Genomic DNA, 23,509 nt, shown 5'->3' with positions numbered 1-23,509 from the left:
GAGAGGTTATTTCAACGATGCAGGACGATTTTCAGCTAAAGCGGACATAACTTCTTGTCTAACTTTTGCCAACCAGGAATCGAGCTCAGCCTCTGTTTCAATGACTGATTTTGGTAAAAGTACGATTTTTGCTTTAGGCACCAACATATCAACCGCATCCTGCCGCATACGGCTAAAACGGCCTGCCAAAGCAGAGGTTTTATCACTCCACTGTTCTAGCGAGGTATTTTCAATACAATCGAGTACTCTGTCGTTATCAGATAATGGTGACATTTCCAGGTTATCCAGATGATGCTTTGTCAGCAATCGCTCCTGCTGCTCTGTAGAAAGCTGGCTCCAGATTGCATCTTCATGCAATTCCTTTAGACACTCGTTATATTCAGTTTGAAAATCTTCGTACTTTTTCAAAATCGCAACGCGAATTTTTTCAATTACCTGCTTCAGCAACGGCTGTACTGGATTAGGATCGGCTAACAGACTTCGATTTTGCTCAATCGCATGCACCTCGTCCATGAGCTCGTCAAAACCAACTAAATTTTGGCAATACTTAAGCGCCGATTTTAGTTCGCCCCAACGAGCTTGTCTGACGAACACTTTTTCAGCAAGCCCTTTCCAACTCTCCACTTCATCGATAATATCGCGATGTCGTTCGAAGGCAGCCATTAGCTGTTCATTACCAGAAAGTCTTTCAACTTCAACAAGTAATTCTGCTCTTGGTGGTAATGGTAACGGGGCGTCGCCTCCCGCTTTACGAGCCAATTGCTTGGCGGTTTCTATCGCATCTCTTAATTTGGATTGTTCTTCACCATTGGTGCAGTTCAAACCAATCGCATGGATCAAACTTCTAATGCCCGCCAACTGTCGTGGCGTCAAGCTAACAGTTTCAGGCCGAAAGTTAGTTTGAGAGACTTTGCTGCGCTCCAAACTTTTCGCATCGACTGATTTCTCCTGAGAATCGCTTGCTTTTAATACACCAGCTGCCAACATGGTAAAAAGTGCGCCGTCAACGGTATCTTTCGGCCAGCCGAATGGAGCAGACATAAAGTTATCTCGTATCTCTCCCCCAGTTTTTGCAACACCGATATAGCGTTTAATGGCGACACAGACAGGATGCTTTTCCACTTCATCATTATGACCTACAGCTTCCAGAGCATTTGCATCAGCGAATTTACTTGCCCGCTCAAATACCTTATCCCATCCTTTTTGATCTGCTTGCTTAAACTCTGTGTAGAGCCGTTCACATGCTTTCTTACCTGCATTCTGGAACTGCTCAACTAATGTGTCGCCAGGTACTTCGCTCCCACCAGCCATTTGTACCTGGATACCATCAATAATTTCTTTAAGGATCAGTTTCTTGGTGCGCTCAGCTTCATACTTCCGGTGCTCCATTGCAGCGCGAGCGTCTTTACCCGCATCCGTAGAGGGTATCCCGCTCACTTCCAGAGTTGTTTCCGCCGCTTTAAAATCGACAATTGCGCTCAGTAGCTCATTACGGCGAATGGATGGAACATGAATGAAAATAGTAGCGTCATCAGGGTTCGCACTACGCACTGCATCCTCGAAAGCTTTTTCTTTACATTCAATTACATGAGCATAGAGATTTTTTTTAGCATCGGCAGGAAGATCCTGATCGAAACACACGGTGATCTTACGGGGTTCGTTACTGACCCCTTGATTAACGCTACCAAACCCTAAAGCAATGTTAACACGGTTTTTTATTTCGAGGCTGCGGAACGTTTCTAAACGCTGTGGGTTACCGCGTAGATCATTTTGTTGTTGTTTGAAAGTATCATGCCACTGCTGGCTTTCAAGTGTTTGCAACCTGTATTCAACACCTGCACTAGTATTCATTGGCAGTAAGTCGCCGTCATCAACCAGTTGTTGAATTAAATGTGGCAATTTTGCTCTCAGTTCATGCTTACCATCACTTAAATGTTCCAGAAGCAAATCAGCGAGGAAAGCTTCCGTTGAGGCAATACCGTGATTGATATCTGTTGGTAGTTTACTAATGAGTAGTATCAACGAAAGCACTCTACCCTGGAGGACTTCATCTTCGTCCCCAGCCTTGAAGCGAGCTATCTTTTCGTAGATCTCTTTGCCAATAACACCCGTTTGTAGCAGGTTGATTGCAATTTGTTCATAGATAAAATCGGCAGGGACAACTGAACCCAACGGTTTAAGCGCCGTAGATTTTGTGGCCTCATGCACTACACGTAACTGATTTCGTAGTTGGGATCCGGTTCCGGTTTTATCCAGCGCAGGAAGGACTCGCTCCCAGAAACGACGACGCACTGGCAGTAACGGATAGTCTGCAACCATCCATTTTTCATCGTCTTTATGAGCTTCAATAACAGAACCACTCATATGACGATTAATCTCACCGAGGTTATGATGTACCACGGATTCGATCTCAGCTCTGGCAGTTTCTTTCTTCTGAAGAATAACTTTCCGGATTACCGCATCGACATCAGTATCCTCAAGCTGAACAGAAATCTGGAAACGCCCCATAAGGCGTTGCAGGTTTTGCAACCCGGATAAGGCACTTTGCCCTGTGGCGACGAAAAGTAATTTCGACTTAAGTGCACCAGCTTTACAGCATGTTTCAACGGTCTCTTGCACAAGATGAGCACGATCGGGATCATCAGCGATATACTGCTGAACCTCATCAAGAACAACCAAAGTTAAGGGCATTTCGCCTTCATTTGACAATGCATCAACAATCGACTGAACCATTTCCGTATTTGATACATCATCAACAATTTTATATTGCGCACGCAGCATATCTCGTACTTCTTTAGCATCACTTCCAAGAGATGGTAAAGCATGTAACAGCGCATTCGCCATGACTGGTGAAACATGGAGATTGCGCAGTTCTTTCTTCCAAAGGTCTTCGCCTTCTTTACCTTTGGCATGCTGTTGGATGTAAGCTTTTACTTGCTCAAGCACCCCTTCAGATCTTAACCAAAGTTCAAATTGGGCAAGATGATATTGCTCAGACAACCCAGCTGATTTGAAAATGATCGCCAACAAGGCTAATCGAACTTTGTCTTCTGCTCCCGCCCCCAAAGTTCCTGACGCGGCATGAAGTCCTCCCAGTCGACTTCCCAATGTTGAAAGTTCGTCAAAATATTGTCGTACATCATCGGGTAACTCAACCAATGAGCGAGCATCTGCTCCGCTCTCCATTTTCTGATTCACCCAAAGGGTTCTGAGCATTTTAGCTAGATGCGATTTCCCAGAACCGAAAAAGCCTGAAATCCAAACTGCAGGTTGTTCACCAGAACTTTTAACGTTTCGTAAGTAGTTGCTAAGAATATCAGCCATGCCTTTGGCATAAGCCCCGCTACAGACAAACGTCCGCAGCTCATAATCTAATGTTTCAAGAGCCCCTTTGGAGAGATCATCTTTTACCTCAGCCACACCGTTGTTGGCCAATTTGCTTTCCAGAGGGTCAAGTTTATAAATTTCGCGGTTTAGCATTTTTCTTTACCTAGTTAAGCTATGGTGATCGCAGTGGCTTGATATCCCCAGCCATCTTTGGCATCGAGCAGTTTGTAGTTATTCTCATGATATTCTCCGGGGAAAAATACCACCAAGCGTCCCTGTACTTGAGTCGTTAAAGATTTAACTAAAGCGGAGACTGATACAAAGCCGAACATGGTCCCACATCCCATAAGAGCTACTACAGATTCAGGTGTTTGGTGCGCATTAATCTGCTCATGGAGTTTCGACACAAGCTCTTCAGCAAAATAGTCATAGCTTCCTTCCAGATACTCTGGATCTTCGAAATAAGCCTCTTTGTAGTCCTGTCTGGCCATCCAGTAGGGGAACTCATTGGTCAAGTCCAACAACAGCCATGGGTGCTCGCTTTCGATGCATGCATGCTCGAATTCAGTCATGCGAGCACGAAGCTTAAGCTCATCCTCTTTGTCATATACGACAAAGATAGCTTTCTCTTCAGCTGAGATATTGTTACCCCATGGCACACTGATGTGACTGGAAAAACTTTTCAGTAATTTTGACAATCTGTCAGACATCACGTTATTCCTTAACTAGGAGATTCAGAGGTGCAAAAGACACTTCAACGACCTCACTGGCTTGTTTGAAATTAATCAGGCCGCGCAAAGTTGCTCTATATGCAAGCTCGTACAAAGTTGTTTCATCAACTGGTAATAGTTTCATCCAAAAGCTATCAAACAAACGTTTACCTGAAAGCCCCTGGAAGTGCCCAAGAAGTAGAGCAAAAACCACGTTCACATACGTTACTTTTGGTTCAGTACGTTGTTTTTTAACCTTACCCGAAAGATAACCTGATTGAGTCCATGTGCCACTAATGTTTCGAGCAAATGACTGAAGTGATGCCTGACTAAATCGATCTGGATCGTCTTTTGCTAGGTGTTCTTCCATAACGCTTCTGGGTAAGATTTGCCCAGGCTTAAGTGCCGTAATGACCCCAACAGATTCTCGAAGTAGTGGATCTCTTGCAATAGCCAATTGCAGTGCGAGTAGAGGCTGAGCTTCTTCAGATAGCTCCCAAAGTTGACGAAAAAATTTGAACAAAGGTATGTGCGGAGACATCCCATAAAGACCAACCATGTGCCGATAAGTTAGTTTCCTGGCACTAGAACTGGGTTTATGAAGAATATTGTCATCCACAATACTTACCCTATATTCTTCTTGTAAGGTGTTCTCAGGCCGTGCCTGGAGCAATATCTTCAATTCTTCGATCATCATGCAACGCGCTGCATGAGGTCCATTTTTTCCAAACTTGAATCCATACTGAACTAACTGCTCATGGTTCATCAGGATACCTCCTCAAATCCGAGTACTAAAAGCCATTTTTGATAAAAAAACTGCTTTCGTTCTGCTTTAGCACTCAAGTATATTGTTCGTAAACATGTAAAGCCATTATCTGCAACTATCTTGATTTAACTGAATAAATGGTTACCAAAGTCGAATGGGCTAACCCTACTTTCACGATTTCTATCCAGATAATCCGCCCACCACTGTAACATCAACCTACGCTCCCCAAGATGTTCCGCCTTATGGATGTAAGCCGCCCGCACAGAGTTACGTTCCTGGTGACTCATCTGCCGCTCCACTGCATCCCTCGACCACAGCCCCGACTCAATCAACGAACTACACGCCATCGTCCTGAACCCATGCCCACAGACTTCCGTTTTTGTGTCATAGCCCATCACTCGAAGTGCCTTGTTCACCGTATTTTCACTCATCGGCTTACGGGGATCATGATCGCCTACGAAAATCAGCTCTCGATTCCCATTCATGCTTTTGATCTTTTCCAGAATGGCTAAGGCTTGCCGCGACAAAGGAACAAGATGAGGAGTCTTCATCTTCGAACCACGCTGAGAATGCTTTACACCTTCCAGCGGTTCACGCTCACCTGGGATCGTCCACATAGCCGTTTCAAAATCCACTTCTGTCCAACGGGCAAAACGCAGCTCGCTTGAACGGATGAAAACCAACAAAGTGAGTTCAACCGCCAGTCGGGTTAACGGCCTGCCAGAATAGTGATCGATGCGGTGAAGCAATTCAGGAATGCGATTAAGTTCCAAAGCAGCACGATGCTGTCTTTTCGCCGTAGCAACCGCACCAGCAATCTCCTGCGCGGGGTTATAGTCGATTAAGCCACTCTGAACGGCAAAGCGCATAATCGCAGTAGTTCGCTGTTGTAAACGGGCGGCAACTTCGAGCCGCCCGGATGACTCGACGGCTTTGATGGGTACAAGCAGATCCCGTGTCTTCAATTCAGCAATGTTCCGCTTACCGATGGCAGCAAAGAGATTATCTTCGAGGCTTTTCAATACACGAGCGCTATGCGATGCAGACCACCTCTGATTGCTGGCGTGCCACTCTCTAGCTACCACTTCAAACGTTATCGCCTCTTGCTCCTGCTCTACCTTAACGGCTTTCTTGTTCTCACTAGGATCGACGCCATTAGCTAACAGCTTACGGGCTTCATCGCGACGAGCCCTGGCATCCGCCAGCGAAACCTCAGGATATTTCCCAAGCGCCAGCATCTTCTCCTTACCGCCAAAACGATAACGCAGCCGCCAGTATTTTGAGCCATTCGGGTGAACCAGCAAAACCATACCGTCGCCGTCAGTAAGTTTATAGGCTTTTGCTTCAGGTTTAGCCGAACGAACCTTCACATCACTCAGAGCCATGATGAGTATCCTTTCAAGGGTTCTGTGTGGGTACAGACATTATCGAACCGCGATATACCCGCAGTTGTACCCGCATCAGTTAGTTGATGTAGATTGAATCAGGTTGACTTAGGTTGAGTGAAAAAGCGAGGAAAGCCTTGCGGATACTGGATTTCAGGCACAAAAAAAGACGTCCGTTGACGTCTATTGATGTTCCGATGGTGCCGAAGGCCGGACTCGAACCGGCACGTATTTCTACGGTTGATTTTGAATCAACTGCGTCTACCGATTTCGCCACTTCGGCACTGAAGGGGATGCGGAAACGTGTTGGATTATACCTGCCGCGGGCGGCTATGCAAGTCACGATGTTGTCATACGCCGCTAAGTGCTGAAAAAATCAACGTTCTACAAGCTGTCGCCTCTCTCTTTATAAATCCTTTCCTCCTTAACCCCCTTTTATCCTCTTAATCCCTTACCCGCTGCCCCCTTCGATCCATAACGTTCATCCTTCCAGCACCCATCGTTGAACATTCCACATCAGCCCCTGCCCTTCCAACATCACAATCCGCCAGCACTTCAACCTTCCCTTCTTCTGCCAGTCTCGCAAATAACCCGACTAGCGAAATATACGTTCGTGCCACTCTGCCGATATTTGTAAAAACAAAGCCTGCTAACAATCCGTAAAATAGCAATGCGACCATTCTTAATATATAATATTTTCTTCATCACTTTAAACCATCTAATAATGTCTAAACCGTCATATCGGTTAAAAGACCTATGACAATTAGCCTGTTTCTTTTTTTGCATTTCATTGAATACTTTGATGATTACCAGTCTCAATGGCGAACGCTATTACGTGGAGATAATGTATGCATGTACTCATGATTGACAAGCAGTCAATATTTATTGAAGGAATGGCATCAGTACTATCGCAATATATTCCGGAGGTAAAAGTTCGTGGGCTGAATAATCAAAAAGACATTGATGATACGCTTAATGAATTTCCGGCATCGTTAATTCTGCTCGATGGCGATGGTAATAAAACCTCAAGCCTCGAATTGCTGGATATTTTAGCTTGTCGTCATCCGAATATCCCCGTAGTGATGCTGATGAATAAATGTCAGCCGACATTATTACGGCTTTTTTTAAATCATCATGCCATGGCGTTTATCAGGCGTGATTCTCCCCCGGAAACCATCGCGCAAACGCTCCGTACCGCGTCGCTTGGCATGTTTTGTCTGCCACAGGAGAGCATTACGTTACTGGACAACGGGCAGAGCGCGCTTGCCCGCCTGAGTGAACGCCAGCGTGAAATCCTGAAATTACTGGCCGCCGGGGAGTCAAATAAACAAATTAGCCGCCATTTAAATATCAGCGCGGGCACGGTGAAAGCGCATCTGGAATCGATTTTCCGCCGTCTGAATGTGAATAACCGCACTCAGGCTGCGATGATGTATTCGGAAGAGTAGTCCTGATTGTCGTTATTTGATTCACGTTAGCTTGTTTTCGTTTTCCTGAGCGTAAAAGGAGCATTATGCGTGGGCATAATGCTCCTGTCGTTTAACTTAATTTCTTGGATAACTTGTTTGTACGCGCCACTGTCCACCGTTATTCACTAAGCGGATAAACGCGTGGCGATCGTTGGCGATATTATAAAAAGCCCCATTGCCATACGCCCTGCCCACGTTCGCAGTGCCATTCCCGCCCAGCGCAATGGTGAAATTAACCGCCGCGGTATGGTTGGCCGCGCCAGCACAGAACGCCTGAATGGTGTTACCGATCGAATTCCACGCCACATTCGCATCCGTCCATGTCGAAGCGGTATTCGTTTGCGGGCATCCCGGCTGGTTGGCAACAGTGCGCTGCTGCAGCCATGCGTCGGCTTTACCGACATGGCACGTCGTCATATGCCCGCCGGCGTTATCCTGATTCTGCGCCCATTGCGCGGCAGTCAGGCCCGCACCGGGCAGGTTACAGGCCGGACCAACATTAACTGCCATCGCCGCTGTTGAAAAGCAAAATAGTGATACCGCAGCCACAGAAATAATGCTGCGCGTTTTAACCTTACGTGAAAAAACAGAGTTTACAGACATAATCATCTCCTGCGAGTGAAATAAAGGAAGTGCGAATTCGCAGGATTAAATTAGCGCCGCAGTGAATTGCTGAATATTTGCCAGGTGACCAGTGCAGACGAGATAAATGGCCTGGGCCACTTCACGGAGCAGCAAAACAAATTGACTACTCCGCGTTAATTATTGGGCGGGCGTCTTCTTACGTTGTGCGCGTGGGGTTGGTGTTTTTTTAGCAACAGGGACTTTTTTAGCGACCGGCGTCTTTTTCACTCCCGCCGTTTTTTTACGTATCGGTGCTTTGCTGGATTTATCATCTTTGTGCATGGTGTGCCAAAAATAATAAATTGAGATTATCCCAATACCAACATCTTTTAAGATCCAGAAAGGTAACTCCTGAGCCATTAATATCACGTTAAACAACAGGTAGGGTAAATTCAAACAGCCCTGCACGGTAAAACCGAACGCCGTAATTAAAAGCCCAATGCGATACCACAGTGGAATATCAAGCATACGGCTGCTAAGGGCGCTAATAAAAATGATCGCCGCAATCGCCACATCCACCAGCGTGATGGCCCAAAAAAGGAGTTTAAGCGTCATGATGATTCCCCTGGTTTGCGTCGCGGTGCACGGCGACGCGGTGCGGCTTTCACGCCGCGAGCTGCGCGTTTTAACTCACCGGCCACCTGTAAAATGTCATGCCCTTCGCGGCGGTTAAAGAAGTTGGCCAGCCAGGCAATCATGCCGACGCTTATCGCGCCCACAAAATAGCCGATCCCCATGGCGATATCGCTGTCTTTAAAGTTCATCCCCAGCCAGCGGGCAATAAACCCGCCGAGCGTGAAAGTGGTGCTCACGCTAATCGCGCCAATGATGATCCCGGCGGCCAGGCGCCCGTGTTGATGCAGTTTTTTCGGCTGCCAGAAAAACGACACGCTCAGCCCGCCGAACAATCCGGCGAGCGCGGCCAGCCCCTGGCTTAGCAATTGCAGCCCATCTGCGGCCATCGTATTTCCCTCCTGAACAGGCGGCCTCAACGAATGGGATGAGGCCGCAATAGCGACTACTGGCAAGGAGGAAGCGTGACGGTTGTGGCGTCGTTATCTGTAGTGAGATAACGCGTCGCGCTTTCCGGGCTGTAAATCAGGTGCTTGTTACTGCGCAGACCGCGCACGCTATCGATATCCGCGCTGTACCACTTGCCTTTGCCCGGCAGCGGTTTACCGCTCCACGGGTCGCCGCCCAACTGCTTCTTGTTCAGCGCCCACACGCTCCATAGCGAGTCCTCCGCCTTGCCGCTCCAGCCCAGTTTGATGGCCTGATCGCGCGTGACGTAATCGGCTGGCAGCACGTCATCGCGGTTCAGGGTTTTGAGCAGAGCCGTCAGTTTTTTGTCATCCTGAACGGTTTTCTTATTCAGTTTTGCTAACTCTTGATTAGCCGCCTGCACCACCGCGCTGCACTGCGGCAATTCTGCCCACGCGGGCTGCGTTAGCAGCAGACCGACAAAGGTGACTATCGGCAGATATCGTTTCATCTCTTCACTCCTGGGCTCAGTTAATCGGTGCCAGAAACAGCGCGCGTTCGGCGTCACGTCGGCGCGTCAGCCCCGCCAGAATCTTGCCGCCAGCTTTGTTCCAGCGCGGCAGTTGATCGGCCGCCTCCTGATACTGGCCCTGGTTGAGCAGGCGCAGCAGCGTTGAGTTCTGCAGGTTGCCAAGCCCGACGTTAAAGGCGAAGGCGACCAGCGCGTCGAACTGGTTCTGGTTAAGATCCACCGTCACATACTTGTGGATGCCGCGTTCGGTCATCCCGAGATCGGCGCGCAACAGATCTTCCGCCTCCACTTTGCTCAGCGCCTGGGGGAAGTTTTCATTGGGCAAAATCAAGTGCCCGTAGCCGATGGTCCATTTGCCTACCGCGTCGCGGTACTTCTCAAGGCTTAGCCCTTCGAAAGATTTAATCAGCGTCAGCCCGGCAGCGCCGGTGCTCAGGGGTTGATTAGCCATTGTCATCGCTCCTGTCGGTTACTTGAGGAAGAACTTGTCGGGTGTACTCTTCGATAAGCCGCAGCACGCTCTCCGGCGGCTCCAGCACGGTGAACTGCATTTCGATATCCACATGCCCGCTGTCGCGCCCGCTGCTTCCATGGCTCGGTGGCGACATGCTGACGTGAAAACGGCTAACCGCGTCGTCAGGCGTGCCGGACATTGCGCTCTGCTGTTCCACCGCGTCGGTACGCACGGTAAGAAACACTTTCATTTTCTCGAGCATCAGCCCGCGCGGCGTCGCGAGCGCTACCAGCGGCAACTCAAAGTGGTGGCGATCATCAAGTGCCATTTCGATGATCTTCGGCACCAGCCGCCCGTCGTCGCTGTGTTCAAAAAAAGGATCCAGCGCCTGCATGTACTGGTGCGCAATAAGCTGGTTTGCCGCCGAGGCCGCATGCTGCATGCCGCGGGTGATATCGGCCAGCGTCACACCCGAAGCAGAAGGTGGCGTACCATCCCCCGGAGAGGGGGGCGGATCCTGCGGTGGATCGGCAGGCGGTAATCCGGCGATATCTTCGGGTGGCGGATCGGCAGGTGGCAGCCCGGCCCCCTCCTCCGGCGCAGGCTGTGGCGCGGGGGAATCCGCCTTCGGTGCCGCGCTACGGTTGCCGCGAAGCCAGTCTTTCATTGACATAGTGCACTCCGTGAGAAATGAGGCTGCCAGGCAGCCTCAGGGTGGAGATAGCGAGAATTACGCCGGCGCTTTTTCCGCTGTGGCAGGCGTTTCGGGGTAGGCATCAAGCTGTTTCGATTCCAGCTTTTTCGCCTCTGACGGCAGGACAGCCGGGCGTGTTGCGGCATCCGTCAGGAAATCAATCACGCGCATCAGAGCTTCCGGCGGTGGCTGACGTTTAACCTGGGTATGGATGCTGTACTTCGCGCGGGTATCGCTGGAGCGGGTTTGCTGGGCTTTGTGCGAGACGCGACCGGTGATTTTCACGCTGAACGGCCCCCAGCCAACAGACGCTTCCAGCGAGGCTTCCGCTTCGGTCTGGCTACTGCTGGCTTCGCTCTGGGAGACTTCCAGCTCGAAGTCGATGGTGCCCTCTTCGATGCTGATGTTAGGGTGGGAAATGGCCGCCAGCAGCGGGATGCGCATGGTCTTTTTCACCACGCCCTGGATAACGCCCTTGTCATCCACCACGGTTTCGTCGTAGTCAAACTGCACCGACTCCGCCTTACCGTCCTTGATACACACCGAGAGCAGGAAGTCGGCGTACGCTTTACTCGCCTGCACCTGCGCTTTGATCATTGCCTGCAGTGGGCCGCCAATCATGTGCTCCAGCGGCAGTGCATTAATGACCGATCCAATAAATTGTGAATCCATAATGCATACTCCTGTGGGTTATACGAAAACATCGCGTTGCGAATTCGCAAACCCACAGTAATAGAGCGAAGAGGCTGAAAATATTGGCTGGATGGCGGTAAAAAACGGGGAAAATGGCCTAAGACACGTGCCGGGTTAAACAGGTTTTAAAAACAGCGCGCGCTCGGCTTCACGCCGCCTTGTCAGCCCGGCCAGCACTTTACCGCCCGCTTTGTTCCAGCGCAGAAACTGGTCTGCCGCCTGTGCGTACTCCCCCTGGTTGAGCAGTTTAAGCAGCGTCGAGCTCTGCAAATTGCCTGCGCCAAGGTTAAAGGTAAATGCCACCAGCGCATCAAACTGGTTCTGATTGAGATCCACCCTCACGGCTTTGTGTACCCCGCGCTCGGTCATCAGCAGATCGGTACGCAGGAGCGCTTCGGCCTCGGCTTCGGTAATCGGGTGGGAGAAGTTTTCATTCGGTAAGATCAAATGTCCGTAGCCAATGGTCCACTTACCCACGGCATCTTTGTATTTTTCCAGCCTAAGCCCTTCAAAAGATTTAATTAGCGCCAGGCCGCCAGCGCCTGTACTTTGCGGTTGATTCACCATGGTAGTTGCTCCGGGTTTGTGGGTGGGTACAGCACCTTTTGAGGATGGTTCGGACACATCGTGTTGCAAAGTCACCGCGCCAAAATAGCCGTATGGAAAATCCGAAAATAGCGGCCTGCGGCGTGCCATACACCGCCATACATTAACGAAACGGGCGGTATGTACACCCGCAAGCTGCCGCAGAGCCTGCCAATGCCCTACACTTCATGCGTCTCTCTCTAAATCAAAGGAATCCGTGATGAGCATCATTAAAAGTTACGCCGCACCGCAGGCTGGCGCCGCCCTGGAGCTGCAGGAGTATGACGCTGGCCCACTGGCGGCGGAAGATGTGGAAGTGCAGGTGGATTACTGCGGGATCTGCCATTCGGATCTCTCGATGATCGATAACGAATGGGGCTTCTCCCAGTATCCGCTGGTCGCCGGGCATGAAGTGATTGGCCGCGTGGTGGATCTGGGCAGCGCGGCACAAAATAAAGGTCTGAAAATCGGACAACGCGTGGGCATCGGCTGGACGGCGCGCAGTTGTGGGCACTGTGATGCCTGTATTGATGGCAACCAGATCAACTGCCAGGAAGGCGCGGTGCCAACCATTCTCAATCGCGGTGGCTTTGCCGATAAACTGCGCGCCGACTGGCAATGGGTGATCCCGCTGCCGGACAGCATTGATATCGAAACCGCCGGCCCGCTGTTATGTGGCGGCATTACCGTGTTTAAACCGCTGCTGATGCACAACATCACCGCCACCAGCCGCGTTGGCGTGATCGGTATCGGCGGGCTGGGCCATATCGCTATTAAACTGCTGCACGCGATGGGCTGCGAAGTAACGGCGTTTAGCTCGAACCCGGCGAAAGAGGCAGAAGTACGCATTATGGGGGCCGATTACGTGGTGAACAGCCGCGATGCGGATGCGCTGAAAGCGCTGGCGGGTCAGTACGATCTGATCATCAACACGGTAAACGTTGATCTGAACTGGCAGCCCTACTTTGAGGCACTCACCCACGGCGGGCATTTTCACACCGTTGGCGCGGTGCTGAAGCCGCTCGAAGTCCCGGCCTTTACGCTGATCGCAGGCGATCGCAGCGTTTCCGGCTCCGCAACCGGCACACCGTATGAACTGCGTAAGCTGATGAAATTCGCCGGACGCGCGAAAGTGGCACCGACCACCGAAATGTTCCCGATGTCGCAGATTAACGAAGCGTTGCAGCACGTGCGCGACGGCAAAGCCCGTTACCGCGTGGTGTTAAAAGCGGATTTCTGATGTGAAAAAGCCCGGCTATTGCCGGGCTTTTTGATTGCGCTAACCCGTCTTGTTAACGCGACCAGTGCCAGAATTTGGGCTACCTTAATGTCTTTGGTTTGACTTCTGACTGGCCTGGCTGGCGGTTCTTTTACGGTTTTCGGGATACCCTTCAAAAGCGAAATCAAAGCCGCTTTCCAGCAAGGCGGGTTTTACCTGCTAATAGCAGCAAACACTTCCGCAATCGCGACAGCCCCCGGATCGGTTACCCCGTCGAGATTTTCGCTGTTCACATACGATGAGCGCCCGGCACCCGCTTTTTGCATTGTCGCCGTGCTGTCCGCACCAGTTTTAGCCGCAGCTACCGCGGCATCCAGCCCGCTATCGCGTAGCGCTTCAAGCGCCGGTTGCAGCGCGTCGATCAGTGTCCGATCGCCGAGATCCGCACCCCCGTAATGTTTCATCTGCTTCAGCCCCAGCAGTAACGCTGCCGGCAACGGCGTACCGTTGTGTACGGCCTGACCTGCGGCGGTGAAGAAAATCGACATCAGCACGCCGCTGGAACCGCCCATCACTGTCGCCAGCCGCTCGCCAACCAGTTGCAGCAGTTGCGAGGTGTTGTTCAACGGCAGAGCATTCTGCTCCAGCAACTGTTTGATTTCCCGCGCCCCTTCAGCAAAGGTGGAACCAGTATCGCCATCGCCCACTTTCGCATCCAGCGCGTTAAGCCGATTTTCCAGGCCAATCAACGTATTCACCGCCGTACTGACCAGCGCTTTCACCTGCGGGTTGTCGGATGGTTCAATCTCCAGTCCGTCATACACCGCGCTGTGTGGCTGGGTTTTCATCGGCGCGAACGGCACCGGTTTCTGCCAGCCTACGGTCTGCACATCGGCGCAAATCGCCTGCTCGAAAGTGGCATTCAGGCGCAAGACGGATAGCGAAAACCCTTTCATATCCAGTGAACTGACCAGCGGCGCGGGGCCAATCAGATAGGCGATTTGCTCTTTAAAGGCTGAGTGCGCCAGTTCTTTGGTCAGCAGCGCCATTTCCAGCGCCGAGACGCCGCCGAGGTTGTTAATCAGCACCGCCACCCGATCGTCACCTACCGCCGCTTTTAGCGGTTTAACCAGCGTATCGATAAGCTCCTTACTGTTGTGCGTATCAACAGTGGTCGCGCCAGGTTCGCCGTGGATACCCAGCCCCAGCTCGACTTTCCCGTGCTGAATGCGCCCCTCTTCGCTATCGCCGCCCGGCAGGTTGCAGGTCTCCATCGCCAGCCCGAGGCTGAAAACGTTGTCGCAGGCCTGCTGAGCGATATCGCGCACTTCGCTCAGCGACTTACCGTGTTCCGCAGCATGACCCGCAATCTTATGCACCAGCGCTGTACCGGCGATGCCGCGCGGCTGCTTGTTGTCCGGCAGGGCGATGTCGTCTGCGACAATCACCATTTCCACCTTCAGGCCATAGCGCTTGGCTTTCTCTGCCGCGAGGCCGAAGTTCAGCCGGTCGCCGGTGTAGTTCTTCACGATCAGCAGACAGCCGCGATCGCCGGTGACTGCCACAATCGCGTTCAGCACCGCATCCACGCTTGGCGAAGCGAAGACATCACCACAGACGGCGGCGGTGAGCATCCCTTTGCCGACAAAACCGGCATGCGCCGGTTCATGCCCGGAACCACCGCCGGAAATCACCGCGACGCGGCTTTTATCCCAGTCGGCGCGGGCCACAATACGAATAGCGGGATCGATATCAAGTCGAACGAGGTTGCCGTGTGGTGCAGAAATTACCAAACCTTCAATGGCATCATTGACCAGCTGTTTGCGGTCATTGAAAAAGAATCTGGACATAATATTCCAAAAAGTTGTGAATCGTTCCTCAAGCATAGCCCGCGCGGTGCGGGACGGGGTAAAGAACAGATTTTACTGAATGGGTTTTACGGTGCTTTGCGACCAAAATCCACCGCGTAACCGCGCAGGTTGCGCAGCGTGTCGAGACGGTTGCCCAGCACAATCGCGCCGATAATCGCCAGTACCAGCAACGCTGCGTGCAAATACCTGGCAATATGCGAATCCAGCAGAAAGAACCCGGCGATGGCCGGAAGTGAAAAAACGACCCACAGACTGCTCAGCGTGTTTTCCGCCGCGCTAAAACGGGCGAGCACCCGGTCTGCCTGCGACTCTTGCGGCGAACCGCGTCGCACGGTGCCAACCTGCTGCGCCAGCGCATCCGCTCGCTGGATCAGCCAGCGTACCAGGCTCAGCGCAATAATGGCCACCAGCAGTTCAAGTACCAGCACCGCACTATCGCTGAGCATGGAAAGCGCCCACTGCGCGCCAAGCATTGCTATGGTAACCAGCGTACTCAACAAACAAGAGACGATCATGGCTGAGAGATGCGTTGCTGCGCGTATCAACATGCAGTGCTCCTTGCAGAAAAAAGAAGAGAGGCCTCAGCCTCTCTTTTCAGGTATCAACTAGCTTTTACGCGTCATCAGCCACAGGCTAATGAGGAAAAAGCTGGCGCTCGGCAACAGCGCGCCGACGACCGGCGGGATGCCGTACACCAGCGTCAACGGGCCGAAAATCTGATCCAGCACGTAGAAGACAAAGCCGAAACTGATACCGGTGACAACGCGTACGCCCATCGCCACGCTACGCAGCGGCCCGAAGATAAACGACAGCGCCATCAGCATCATCACCGCCACGGACAGCGGCTGGAAGATTTTGCTCCACATATTGAGCTGATAGCGCCCGGAATCCTGGCCACTCGATTTGAGGTACTTCACGTAGTTGTGCAAACCGCTGATCGATAGCGCGTCCGGATCCAGCGCCACCACGCCAAGTTTGTCCGGCGTCAGGTTCGTTTTCCAGGTGCCACTCACGGTTTGCGCACCGGTAACTTGTTTCGGATCCGTCAGGTTAGATTCATCAACCTGCGACAGTCGCCAGAGTTTCTCCTGCGGATCGAACTTCGCCGACGCGGCATAACGCACCGACTGCAAACGACGCTCTTTATTGAAGGCATAAATGCTCACGCCACCGAGTTCATCGTCGCCTTTTACACGCTCAATATAGATAAAATTATTACCATCTTTCGCCCACAAACCTGACTGCGTGGAGAGCAACGAGCCGCCATACATCGACTGCGCACGCTGGTTACGCGCCATTTGCTCACCCTGCGGCGCGACCCACTCGCCAATCGCCATGGTCAGCAGCACCAGCGGAATAGCGGTTTTCATTACCGACAGAGCCACCTGCATGCGGGTGTAGCCGGAAGCCTGCATGACCACCAGCTCGCTGCGCTGCGCCAGCATGCCCAGCCCTAACAGCGCGCCAAGCAGCGCCGCCATCGGGAAGAAGATCTGAATATCTTTCGGGATGCTGAGAATGGTGTACATCCCGGCGCCCAGCGCGTCATAGCTCCCCTGGCCTGCTTTTTTCAGCTGATCGACAAACTTGATAATGCCGGAGAGCGACACCAGCATGAACAGCGTCATCATGATGGTGGTGAAAATGGTTTTACCGATATAGCGGTCAAGTACGCCAAAAGCCTGCATTATAGCGCTCCTTTACGCGTAAAACGGGCGCGAACCCGGCGCATTGGCACCGTATCCCACAAGTTCAGCACCACAGCCAGCGCTAAATAGGCCATGTTTACCAGCCACATCCACACCAACGGATCGAGTTTGCCTTTCGCACCGTTCGAGCGCAGCGTGGTTTGCAGCAGGAAGAAGACCAGATAAAGCAGCATGGCGGGGAGCATCGACAGTACGCGGCCCTGACGCGGGTTGACCACGCTCAGCGGCACTACCATCAGCGCCATCATAACGACCGTAAACACCAGCGTTAAGCGCCAGTGCAGTTCGGCGCGCGCGCGCGGCGTATCGGTTTTAAATAGCGTGCGCATGTCCATCTGCTCGGTATCTGACGGATCGAGCGCCACCGCCTGGTGACCAATAATCGCCTGATAGTTCTGGAAATCAGTGATGCGGAAATCGCGCAGCATGGCGGTGCCTTCAAAACGGGTACCGGTATTGAGCGTCACCACCTGAGAGCCATCTTTATGCTGCGAGAGATGGCCGGAATCCGCCACGACGACTGATGGACGGGCGGAACCTTTAGTACGAATCTGCGCCAGGAAGACATTCTTGAAGTTTTTGCCCTCAACGCCTTCGATAAACAGCACCGAATTGCCATCCGTCGCCTGCTGGAATTGCCCTTGTGCCAGCGCCGCCATGCCGGGGTTCGCTTTCGCGTCGGCAAGCACCTGATCCTGATGGCGGGAAGACCACGGGCCCGCCCACATAACGTTGACCGCAGCGACAATACCGGTGAATAACGCGAGGATCATCGCCGCTTTCACCAATACCGCGCGGCTCAGGCCGCAGGCGTGCATCACGGTGATTTCACTTTCGGTATAAAGTTTGCCCAGCGTCATCAACAGACCGAGGAACAGACTCAACGGCAGGATAAGCTGCGCCATTTCCGGCACGCCCAGCCCCAGCAGTGAGAGCACGAGGTTCGTCGGGATTTCGCCATCAGCGGCTGCGCCTAAAATCCTGACCAGTTTCTGACAAAAGAAAATCAGAAGCAGGATGAATAGGATCGCAAGCTGGCTTTTTAGCGTCTCCCGTACCAGATATCTTATGATTATCACTTTAAATACGCCCGTAAAAACCAGTGTTTTTGCTGGAAAATAGCTTGTTTCATGGCTTAAACGTCATTTATTCTCTTGAGTCGTCGAAATGATCGCTAAGATTAATATACTCAGCGGATACGCGCGTAAGACCCGATTTTGACGTGCCGAAACCGAAGTAACATTAAGATTAACACGAAGTCACCGCAACAGCGGACACGAGTTACGAAAGCTTGCAATTTTATCCGTAGCCGCCGCCGTTGTCTTTAAGATTCAGGAGCGTAGTGCATGGAGTTCAGTGTAAAAAGCGGTAGCCCGGAGAAACAGCGGAGTGCCTGCATCGTTGTGGGCGTCTTTGAACCGCGCCGGCTCTCTCCGATCGCCGAGCAACTCGATAAAATCAGTGACGGCTACATCAGTGCGCTGCTGCGTCGCGGGGAACTGGAAGGCAAGCCGGGGCAGACGTTGTTGCTGCACCACGTACCGAATGTCCTCTCCGAACGTATTTTGCTGATTGGCTGTGGTAAAGAGCGTGAACTGGACGAGCGCCAGTATAAGCAGGTGATTCAAAAAACCATTAACACGCTGAATGATACCGGCTCAATGGAAGCCGTCTGCTTCCTGACCGAACTGCATGTAAAAGGGCGGAATACTTACTGGAAAGTACGCCAGGCCGTTGAGACGGCGAAAGAGACCCTTTACAGCTTCGACCAACTGAAAACCAACAAAAGCGAGCCGCGCCGCCCGCTGCGTAAAATGGTGTTCAACGTGCCGACCCGCCGCGAGCTGACCAGCGGTGAGCGCGCCATTCAGCACGGTCTGGCGATTGCCGCCGGTATCAAAGCGGCGAAAGATCTCGGCAATATGCCGCCAAATATCTGTAACGCGGGCTACCTCGCGTCTCAGGCGCGCCAGTTAGCTGACACCTACAGCAAAAATGTGGTGACCCGCGTGATTGGCGAGCAGCAGATGCGCGAGCTGGGCATGCACTCGTACCTCGCGGTCGGCCAGGGTTCGCAAAACGAATCGCTGATGTCGGTGATTGAATACAAAGGCAACCCGGCGGAAGACGCGCGTCCAATCGTGCTGGTCGGTAAAGGCCTGACTTTTGACTCCGGCGGTATCTCCATCAAGCCTGCTGAAGGCATGGATGAGATGAAGTACGACATGTGCGGCGCCGCGGCGGTGTATGGCGTGATGCGCATGGTTGCTGAACTGCAACTGCCGATCAACGTAATTGGCGTGCTTGCTGGCTGTGAAAACATGCCTGGCGGGCGCGCTTATCGTCCGGGCGACGTGCTGACCACTATGTCCGGCCAGACGGTAGAAGTGCTGAACACCGATGCAGAAGGCCGTCTGGTACTGTGCGACGTGCTGACTTACGTTGAGCGTTTCGAGCCGGAAGCGGTAATCGATGTCGCGACATTGACCGGTGCGTGTGTGATTGCGCTCGGCCACCACATCACCGGACTGCTGTCGAACCACAACCCGCTGGCGCACGAACTGATTGGCGCGTCCGAGCAGGCGGGCGATCGCGCGTGGCGTTTGCCGATGGCCGATGAGTACCAGGAACAACTGGAATCTAACTTCGCGGATATGGCGAACATTGGCGGCCGTCCCGGCGGGGCAATCACCGCTGGCTGCTTCCTTTCTCGCTTTGCCCGTAAGTATAACTGGGCGCACCTGGACATCGCCGGTACTGCATGGCGTTCCGGTAAAGCCAAAGGCGCAACCGGACGTCCGGTTGCGTTGCTGTCGCAGTTCCTGCTGAACCGCGCCGGGTTTAACGGCGAAGAGTAAGCCTCATAAGGCCGGATAGCTGTGTTTGCCGGATGGCGACTACGCCTTATCCGGCCTGGAGCCTCAGCAATGCTGAATTTAATACCCAATAGATTTCGCGTTGCATCGCGCGGCAACTGAGCAAATCCCCGGCAGCATAGATAACTATGTGACCGGGGTGCGCCACAAATCTGCCGGGAGCAGATTTGAACGCTGCCTGCAGCGGCCCCTTGAGGGCGAGGCCCGGGGATGGGCCGACTATTCGCAGCCAACAAAGAGGCAGCGTGAAAGACCGACAGCAATAGCGTTTAAATCCTCAACCAAAAGCCCTATATATGAAAAATGCGACGTTCTACCTTCTGGACAATGATACCCAACAGGATGGCTTAAGCGCCGTCGAACAACTGGTGTGTGAAATTGCCGCAGAACGTTGGCGTAACGGTAAACGCGTGCTGATCGCCTGTGCCGATGAGCAACAAGCTATTCGTCTGGATGAAGCGCTGTGGGCACGCCCGGCGGAAAGCTTTGTCCCGCACAACCTGGCAGGCGAAGGACCTCGCGGCGGTGCGCCAGTGGAGCTGGCCTGGCCCCAAAAACGCAACAGCAGCCCGCGCGATATTTTGATCAGCCTGCGCGCGGAATTTGCAGATTTTGCCACCGCTTTCACAGAAGTGATAGACTTCGTTCCTCACGAAGATTCTCTGAAACAACTGGCGCGCGAACGCTATAAAGCGTACCGCATGGCTGGTTTCAACCTGAACACGGCAACCTGGAAATAATGGAAAAGACATACAACCCCAAAGATATCGAACAGCCGCTGTACGAGCAGTGGGAAAAGCAGGGCTATTTCAAACCGAACGGTGATGAAAGCCAGGAAAGCTTCTGCATCATGATCCCGCCGCCGAACGTCACCGGCAGTTTGCATATGGGCCACGCCTTCCAGCAGACCATCATGGATACCATGATCCGTTACCAGCGCATGCAGGGCAAAAACACCCTGTGGCAGGTCGGTACCGACCACGCCGGTATCGCGACCCAGATGGTGGTGGAGCGTAAAATTGCCGCGGAAGAAGGTAAAACCCGCCACGACTACGGCCGTGACGCCTTTATCGAAAAAATCTGGCAGTGGAAGGCGGAATCGGGCGGCACCATCACCAACCAGATGCGCCGTCTCGGCAACTCCGTGGACTGGGAGCGCGAGCGCTTCACCATGGACGAAGGCCTTTCTAACGCCGTAAAAGAAGTGTTCGTCCGCCTGTATAAAGAAGACCTGATTTACCGCGGCAAACGTCTGGTGAACTGGGACCCGAAACTGCGCACGGCGATTTCCGATCTGGAAGTGGAAAACCGCGAGTCGAAAGGCTCAATGTGGCATATCCGCTACCCGCTGGCTGACGGCGCGAAAACCGCCGACGGTAAAGATTATCTGGTAGTTGCCACTACGCGTCCGGAAACCCTGCTCGGTGATACCGGCGTGGCGGTGAACCCGGAAGATCCGCGCTACAAAGATCTGATTGGCAAATTCGTGGTGCTGCCGCTGGTCAACCGCCGTATTCCGATTGTCGGCGACGAACACGCCGACATGGAAAAAGGCACCGGCTGCGTGAAAATCACCCCGGCGCACGACTTTAACGACTATGAAGTCGGCCGTCGCCACAAGCTGCCGATGATCAACATCCTGACCTTTGACGGCGATATCCGTGAAAGCGCACAAGTGTACGACACCAACGGCAATGAATCCGACGTTTACCCGGCGGATATCCCGGCAGAGTTCCAGAAGCTGGAGCGTTTTGCCGCGCGTAAAGCGATTGTCGCGGCGGTGGACGCGCTTGGCCTGCTGGAAGAGATCAAACCGCACGAACTGACCGTTCCGTACGGCGATCGCGGCGGCGTGGTTATCGAACCGATGCTCACCGACCAGTGGTACGTCCGTGCGGATGTGCTGGCGAAACCGGCGGTAGAAGCGGTGGAAAACGGCGATATCCAGTTCGTGCCGAAACAGTACGAAAACATGTATTTCTCCTGGATGCGCGACATTCAGGACTGGTGTATCTCCCGCCAGTTGTGGTGGGGTCACCGTATTCCGGCGTGGTACGACAACGACGGAAACGTTTATGTTGGCCGCAACGAAGAGGAAGTGCGCCAGGAAAACAATCTGACTGCCGATGTTGCCCTGCGCCAGGACGATGACGTGCTGGATACCTGGTTCTCCTCCGCGCTGTGGACCTTCTCGACCCTCGGCTGGCCGGAAAACACCGACGCGCTGCGCCAGTTCCACCCGACCAGCGTGATGGTTTCTGGCTTCGACATCATCTTCTTCTGGATTGCGCGCATGATCATGATGACCATGCACTTCATCAAAGATGAAAATGGCAAGCCGCAGGTGCCGTTTAAAACGGTCTATATGACCGGACTTATCCGCGACGACGAAGGCCAGAAGATGTCCAAATCCAAGGGCAACGTCATTGACCCGCTGGATATGGTTGACGGTATTTCGCTGGCGGATCTGCTGGAAAAACGCACCGGTAACATGATGCAGCCGCAGCTGGCAGAGAAAATCCGCAAGCGCACCGAGAAACAGTTCCCGGACGGCATTGAACCGCACGGCACCGACGCCCTGCGCTTCACCCTCGCGGCGCTGGCTTCTACCGGTCGTGACATCAACTGGGATATGAAGCGCCTGGAAGGTTACCGTAACTTCTGTAACAAGCTGTGGAACGCCAGCCGCTTTGTACTGATGAACACCGAAGATCAGGATTGCGGCTTCAACGGCGGCGAAATGGTGCTGTCGCTGGCAGACCGCTGGATCCTCGCGGAATTCAACCAGACCATCAAAGCCTACCGTGATGCGCTGGATAACTTCCGCTTCGATATCGCCGCAGGCATTCTGTATGAGTTCACCTGGAACCAGTTCTGCGACTGGTATCTGGAGCTGACCAAACCGGTAATGAACGGTGGTACTGAAGCGGAACTGCGCGGTACGCGCAACACGCTGGTCACCGTGCTGGAAGGTCTGCTGCGCCTTGCGCATCCGATCATTCCGTTTATCACTGAAACCATCTGGCAGCGCGTGAAAGTGCTGAAAGGCATTACCGCCGACACCATCATGCTGCAGCCGTTCCCGCAGTACGACGCGGCGCAGGTGGATGAGAAAGCGCTGGCAGACACCGAGTGGCTGAAGCAGGCGATCATCGCGGTACGTAACATTCGCGCCGAAATGAACATCGCGCCGGGTAAACCGCTGGAGCTGCTGCTGCGTAGCGCGAGCGAGGACGCGAAGCGCCGTGTGAACGACAACCTGAGCTTCCTGCAAACGCTGGCGCGTCTGGAGAGCATTACCATTCTGCCTGCCGACGATAAAGGTCCGGTTTCGGTAACCAAAATCGTCGATGGCGCAGAGCTGCTGATCCCGATGCTGGGTCTTATCGACAAAGAGGCGGAGCTGGCGCGTCTGGCGAAAGAAGTGGCGAAAGTTGAGCAGGAAATTGGCCGCATCGAAAGCAAACTGGGCAACGAAGGCTTCGTGGCGCGCGCGCCGGAAGCGGTAATTGCCAAAGAGCGCGAGAAGCTGGATGGCTATGCGGAAGCGAAAGCGAAGCTGATTGAGCAGCAGGCGGTTATCGCCGCGCTGTAATCACCGCGCATAAGAAAAA

The 23,509-nt window shown here is 53.0% G+C and carries 22 protein-coding genes and 1 tRNA gene; 5 read left to right on the top strand and 18 right to left on the bottom strand.

Annotation, left to right across the window (positions count from 1 at the left end; translation table 11 throughout):
* Positions 1 to 6: 6 nt before the first annotated feature.
* The 5 genes from brxC to RT644_RS03710 all read right to left on the bottom strand — a co-directional run bounded on the left by brxC (position 7) and on the right by RT644_RS03710 (position 6,471).
* Entirely contained in the window at positions 7 to 3,480 is a 3,474-nt protein-coding gene (gene brxC / locus RT644_RS03730; RefSeq protein ID WP_313625739.1) for a BREX system P-loop protein BrxC, read from the bottom strand.
* A 14-nt stretch (positions 3,481 to 3,494) separates the two neighbouring features.
* Entirely contained in the window at positions 3,495 to 4,037 is a 543-nt protein-coding gene (locus tag RT644_RS03725; RefSeq protein ID WP_045345931.1) for a BREX protein BrxB domain-containing protein, read from the bottom strand.
* A 4-nt stretch (positions 4,038 to 4,041) separates the two neighbouring features.
* Positions 4,042 to 4,803, bottom strand: coding sequence for a hypothetical protein (locus tag RT644_RS03720; protein WP_096812546.1), 762 nt, complete (start codon positions 4,801 to 4,803; stop codon positions 4,042 to 4,044).
* A gap of 125 nt (positions 4,804 to 4,928) precedes the next feature.
* On the bottom strand, positions 4,929 to 6,188 hold the full coding sequence (locus tag RT644_RS03715; protein WP_313625737.1) for an integrase arm-type DNA-binding domain-containing protein: 1,260 nt from the start codon (positions 6,186 to 6,188) through the stop codon (positions 4,929 to 4,931).
* A gap of 198 nt (positions 6,189 to 6,386) precedes the next feature.
* Positions 6,387 to 6,471, bottom strand: a tRNA-Leu gene (locus tag RT644_RS03710).
* Between the two features lie 565 nt (positions 6,472 to 7,036).
* On the opposite strand from RT644_RS03710, the gene RT644_RS03705 reads away from it, so the two are divergent.
* The gene (locus RT644_RS03705) at positions 7,037 to 7,636 is read left to right on the top strand and encodes a response regulator transcription factor (protein WP_045513596.1); all 600 of its coding nucleotides are present in this window, start codon (positions 7,037 to 7,039) and stop codon (positions 7,634 to 7,636) included.
* A 96-nt stretch (positions 7,637 to 7,732) separates the two neighbouring features.
* On the opposite strand, the gene RT644_RS03700 is transcribed toward RT644_RS03705, so the two are convergent.
* The 8 genes from RT644_RS03700 to RT644_RS03665 all read right to left on the bottom strand — a co-directional run bounded on the left by RT644_RS03700 (position 7,733) and on the right by RT644_RS03665 (position 12,202).
* Positions 7,733 to 8,260: an RNase A-like domain-containing protein gene (locus RT644_RS03700; RefSeq protein ID WP_020456329.1), complete on the bottom strand. Its 528-nt coding sequence runs from the start codon at positions 8,258 to 8,260 to the stop codon at positions 7,733 to 7,735.
* A gap of 159 nt (positions 8,261 to 8,419) precedes the next feature.
* Positions 8,420 to 8,836: a hypothetical protein gene (locus tag RT644_RS03695; RefSeq protein ID WP_313625734.1), complete on the bottom strand. Its 417-nt coding sequence runs from the start codon at positions 8,834 to 8,836 to the stop codon at positions 8,420 to 8,422.
* On the bottom strand, positions 8,833 to 9,243 hold the full coding sequence (locus RT644_RS03690; RefSeq protein WP_017459061.1) for a hypothetical protein: 411 nt from the start codon (positions 9,241 to 9,243) through the stop codon (positions 8,833 to 8,835). Before RT644_RS03690 ends, RT644_RS03695 begins: the two co-directional genes overlap by 4 nt.
* 56 nt (positions 9,244 to 9,299) lie before the next feature.
* Positions 9,300 to 9,773 (bottom strand): ribonuclease domain-containing protein, encoded by a 474-nt coding sequence (locus RT644_RS03685; protein ID WP_045513584.1) that lies wholly within the window; start codon positions 9,771 to 9,773, stop codon positions 9,300 to 9,302.
* A 16-nt stretch (positions 9,774 to 9,789) separates the two neighbouring features.
* Positions 9,790 to 10,245: a lysozyme gene (locus RT644_RS03680; protein WP_020456325.1), complete on the bottom strand. Its 456-nt coding sequence runs from the start codon at positions 10,243 to 10,245 to the stop codon at positions 9,790 to 9,792.
* Positions 10,238 to 10,921 (bottom strand): DUF2589 domain-containing protein, encoded by a 684-nt coding sequence (locus tag RT644_RS03675; RefSeq protein WP_313625729.1) that lies wholly within the window; start codon positions 10,919 to 10,921, stop codon positions 10,238 to 10,240. The genes RT644_RS03680 and RT644_RS03675 overlap by 8 nt, the downstream gene beginning before the upstream one ends.
* Positions 10,922 to 10,978: 57 nt before the next feature.
* A complete protein-coding gene (locus RT644_RS03670; protein ID WP_017459065.1) occupies positions 10,979 to 11,614 on the bottom strand; it encodes a DUF2589 domain-containing protein in 636 nt (211 codons plus the stop codon).
* Positions 11,615 to 11,749: 135 nt separating this feature from the next.
* Entirely contained in the window at positions 11,750 to 12,202 is a 453-nt protein-coding gene (locus tag RT644_RS03665) for a lysozyme (protein ID WP_313625727.1), read from the bottom strand.
* Between the two features lie 238 nt (positions 12,203 to 12,440).
* Between RT644_RS03665 and RT644_RS03660 the strand changes: the two genes are divergently transcribed.
* Positions 12,441 to 13,460 carry an NAD(P)-dependent alcohol dehydrogenase gene (locus RT644_RS03660; RefSeq protein WP_020456322.1) on the top strand — a complete coding sequence of 340 codons (1,020 nt, stop codon included), beginning with the start codon at positions 12,441 to 12,443 and terminating at the stop codon, positions 13,458 to 13,460.
* Between the two features lie 191 nt (positions 13,461 to 13,651).
* On the opposite strand, the gene RT644_RS03655 is transcribed toward RT644_RS03660, so the two are convergent.
* The 5 genes from RT644_RS03655 to RT644_RS03635 all read right to left on the bottom strand — a co-directional run bounded on the left by RT644_RS03655 (position 13,652) and on the right by RT644_RS03635 (position 18,212).
* Complete coding sequence (locus RT644_RS03655; protein ID WP_313625725.1) at positions 13,652 to 15,289, bottom strand: dihydroxyacetone kinase subunit DhaK; 1,638 nt, start codon at positions 15,287 to 15,289, stop codon at positions 13,652 to 13,654.
* Positions 15,290 to 15,375: 86 nt separating this feature from the next.
* Positions 15,376 to 15,858 carry a hypothetical protein gene (locus RT644_RS03650; protein ID WP_160271281.1) on the bottom strand — a complete coding sequence of 161 codons (483 nt, stop codon included), beginning with the start codon at positions 15,856 to 15,858 and terminating at the stop codon, positions 15,376 to 15,378.
* A 57-nt stretch (positions 15,859 to 15,915) separates the two neighbouring features.
* Positions 15,916 to 16,998 (bottom strand): LPS export ABC transporter permease LptG, encoded by a 1,083-nt coding sequence (gene lptG / locus RT644_RS03645; protein ID WP_017459070.1) that lies wholly within the window; start codon positions 16,996 to 16,998, stop codon positions 15,916 to 15,918.
* Positions 16,998 to 18,098: an LPS export ABC transporter permease LptF gene (lptF, locus tag RT644_RS03640; protein ID WP_313625720.1), complete on the bottom strand. Its 1,101-nt coding sequence runs from the start codon at positions 18,096 to 18,098 to the stop codon at positions 16,998 to 17,000. The genes lptG and lptF overlap by 1 nt, the downstream gene beginning before the upstream one ends.
* Before the next feature lie 63 nt (positions 18,099 to 18,161).
* The gene (locus tag RT644_RS03635) at positions 18,162 to 18,212 is read right to left on the bottom strand and encodes a hypothetical protein (protein ID WP_216848985.1); all 51 of its coding nucleotides are present in this window, start codon (positions 18,210 to 18,212) and stop codon (positions 18,162 to 18,164) included.
* A 153-nt stretch (positions 18,213 to 18,365) separates the two neighbouring features.
* Here RT644_RS03635 and pepA point away from each other — a divergent pair, with 153 nt between their 5' ends.
* The 3 genes from pepA to RT644_RS03620 all read left to right on the top strand — a co-directional run bounded on the left by pepA (position 18,366) and on the right by RT644_RS03620 (position 23,490).
* On the top strand, positions 18,366 to 19,877 hold the full coding sequence (gene pepA / locus RT644_RS03630; RefSeq protein ID WP_017459072.1) for a leucyl aminopeptidase: 1,512 nt from the start codon (positions 18,366 to 18,368) through the stop codon (positions 19,875 to 19,877).
* A gap of 314 nt (positions 19,878 to 20,191) precedes the next feature.
* Positions 20,192 to 20,635, top strand: a complete 444-nt coding sequence (holC, locus tag RT644_RS03625) for a DNA polymerase III subunit chi (RefSeq protein WP_020456318.1) — start codon at positions 20,192 to 20,194, stop codon at positions 20,633 to 20,635.
* Positions 20,635 to 23,490, top strand: coding sequence for a valine--tRNA ligase (locus RT644_RS03620; protein WP_313625718.1), 2,856 nt, complete (start codon positions 20,635 to 20,637; stop codon positions 23,488 to 23,490). The genes holC and RT644_RS03620 overlap by 1 nt, the downstream gene beginning before the upstream one ends.
* The last annotated feature ends 19 nt before the right edge of the window (positions 23,491 to 23,509 follow it).

Origin of the sequence: Kosakonia sp., assembly GCF_032104925.1 — a bacterium.
In the GTDB taxonomy this organism is placed as follows: domain Bacteria; phylum Pseudomonadota; class Gammaproteobacteria; order Enterobacterales; family Enterobacteriaceae; genus Kosakonia.
The sequence above is the reverse complement of the archived record's forward strand: the minus strand, read 5'-3'. Positions and strand labels throughout refer to the sequence as shown.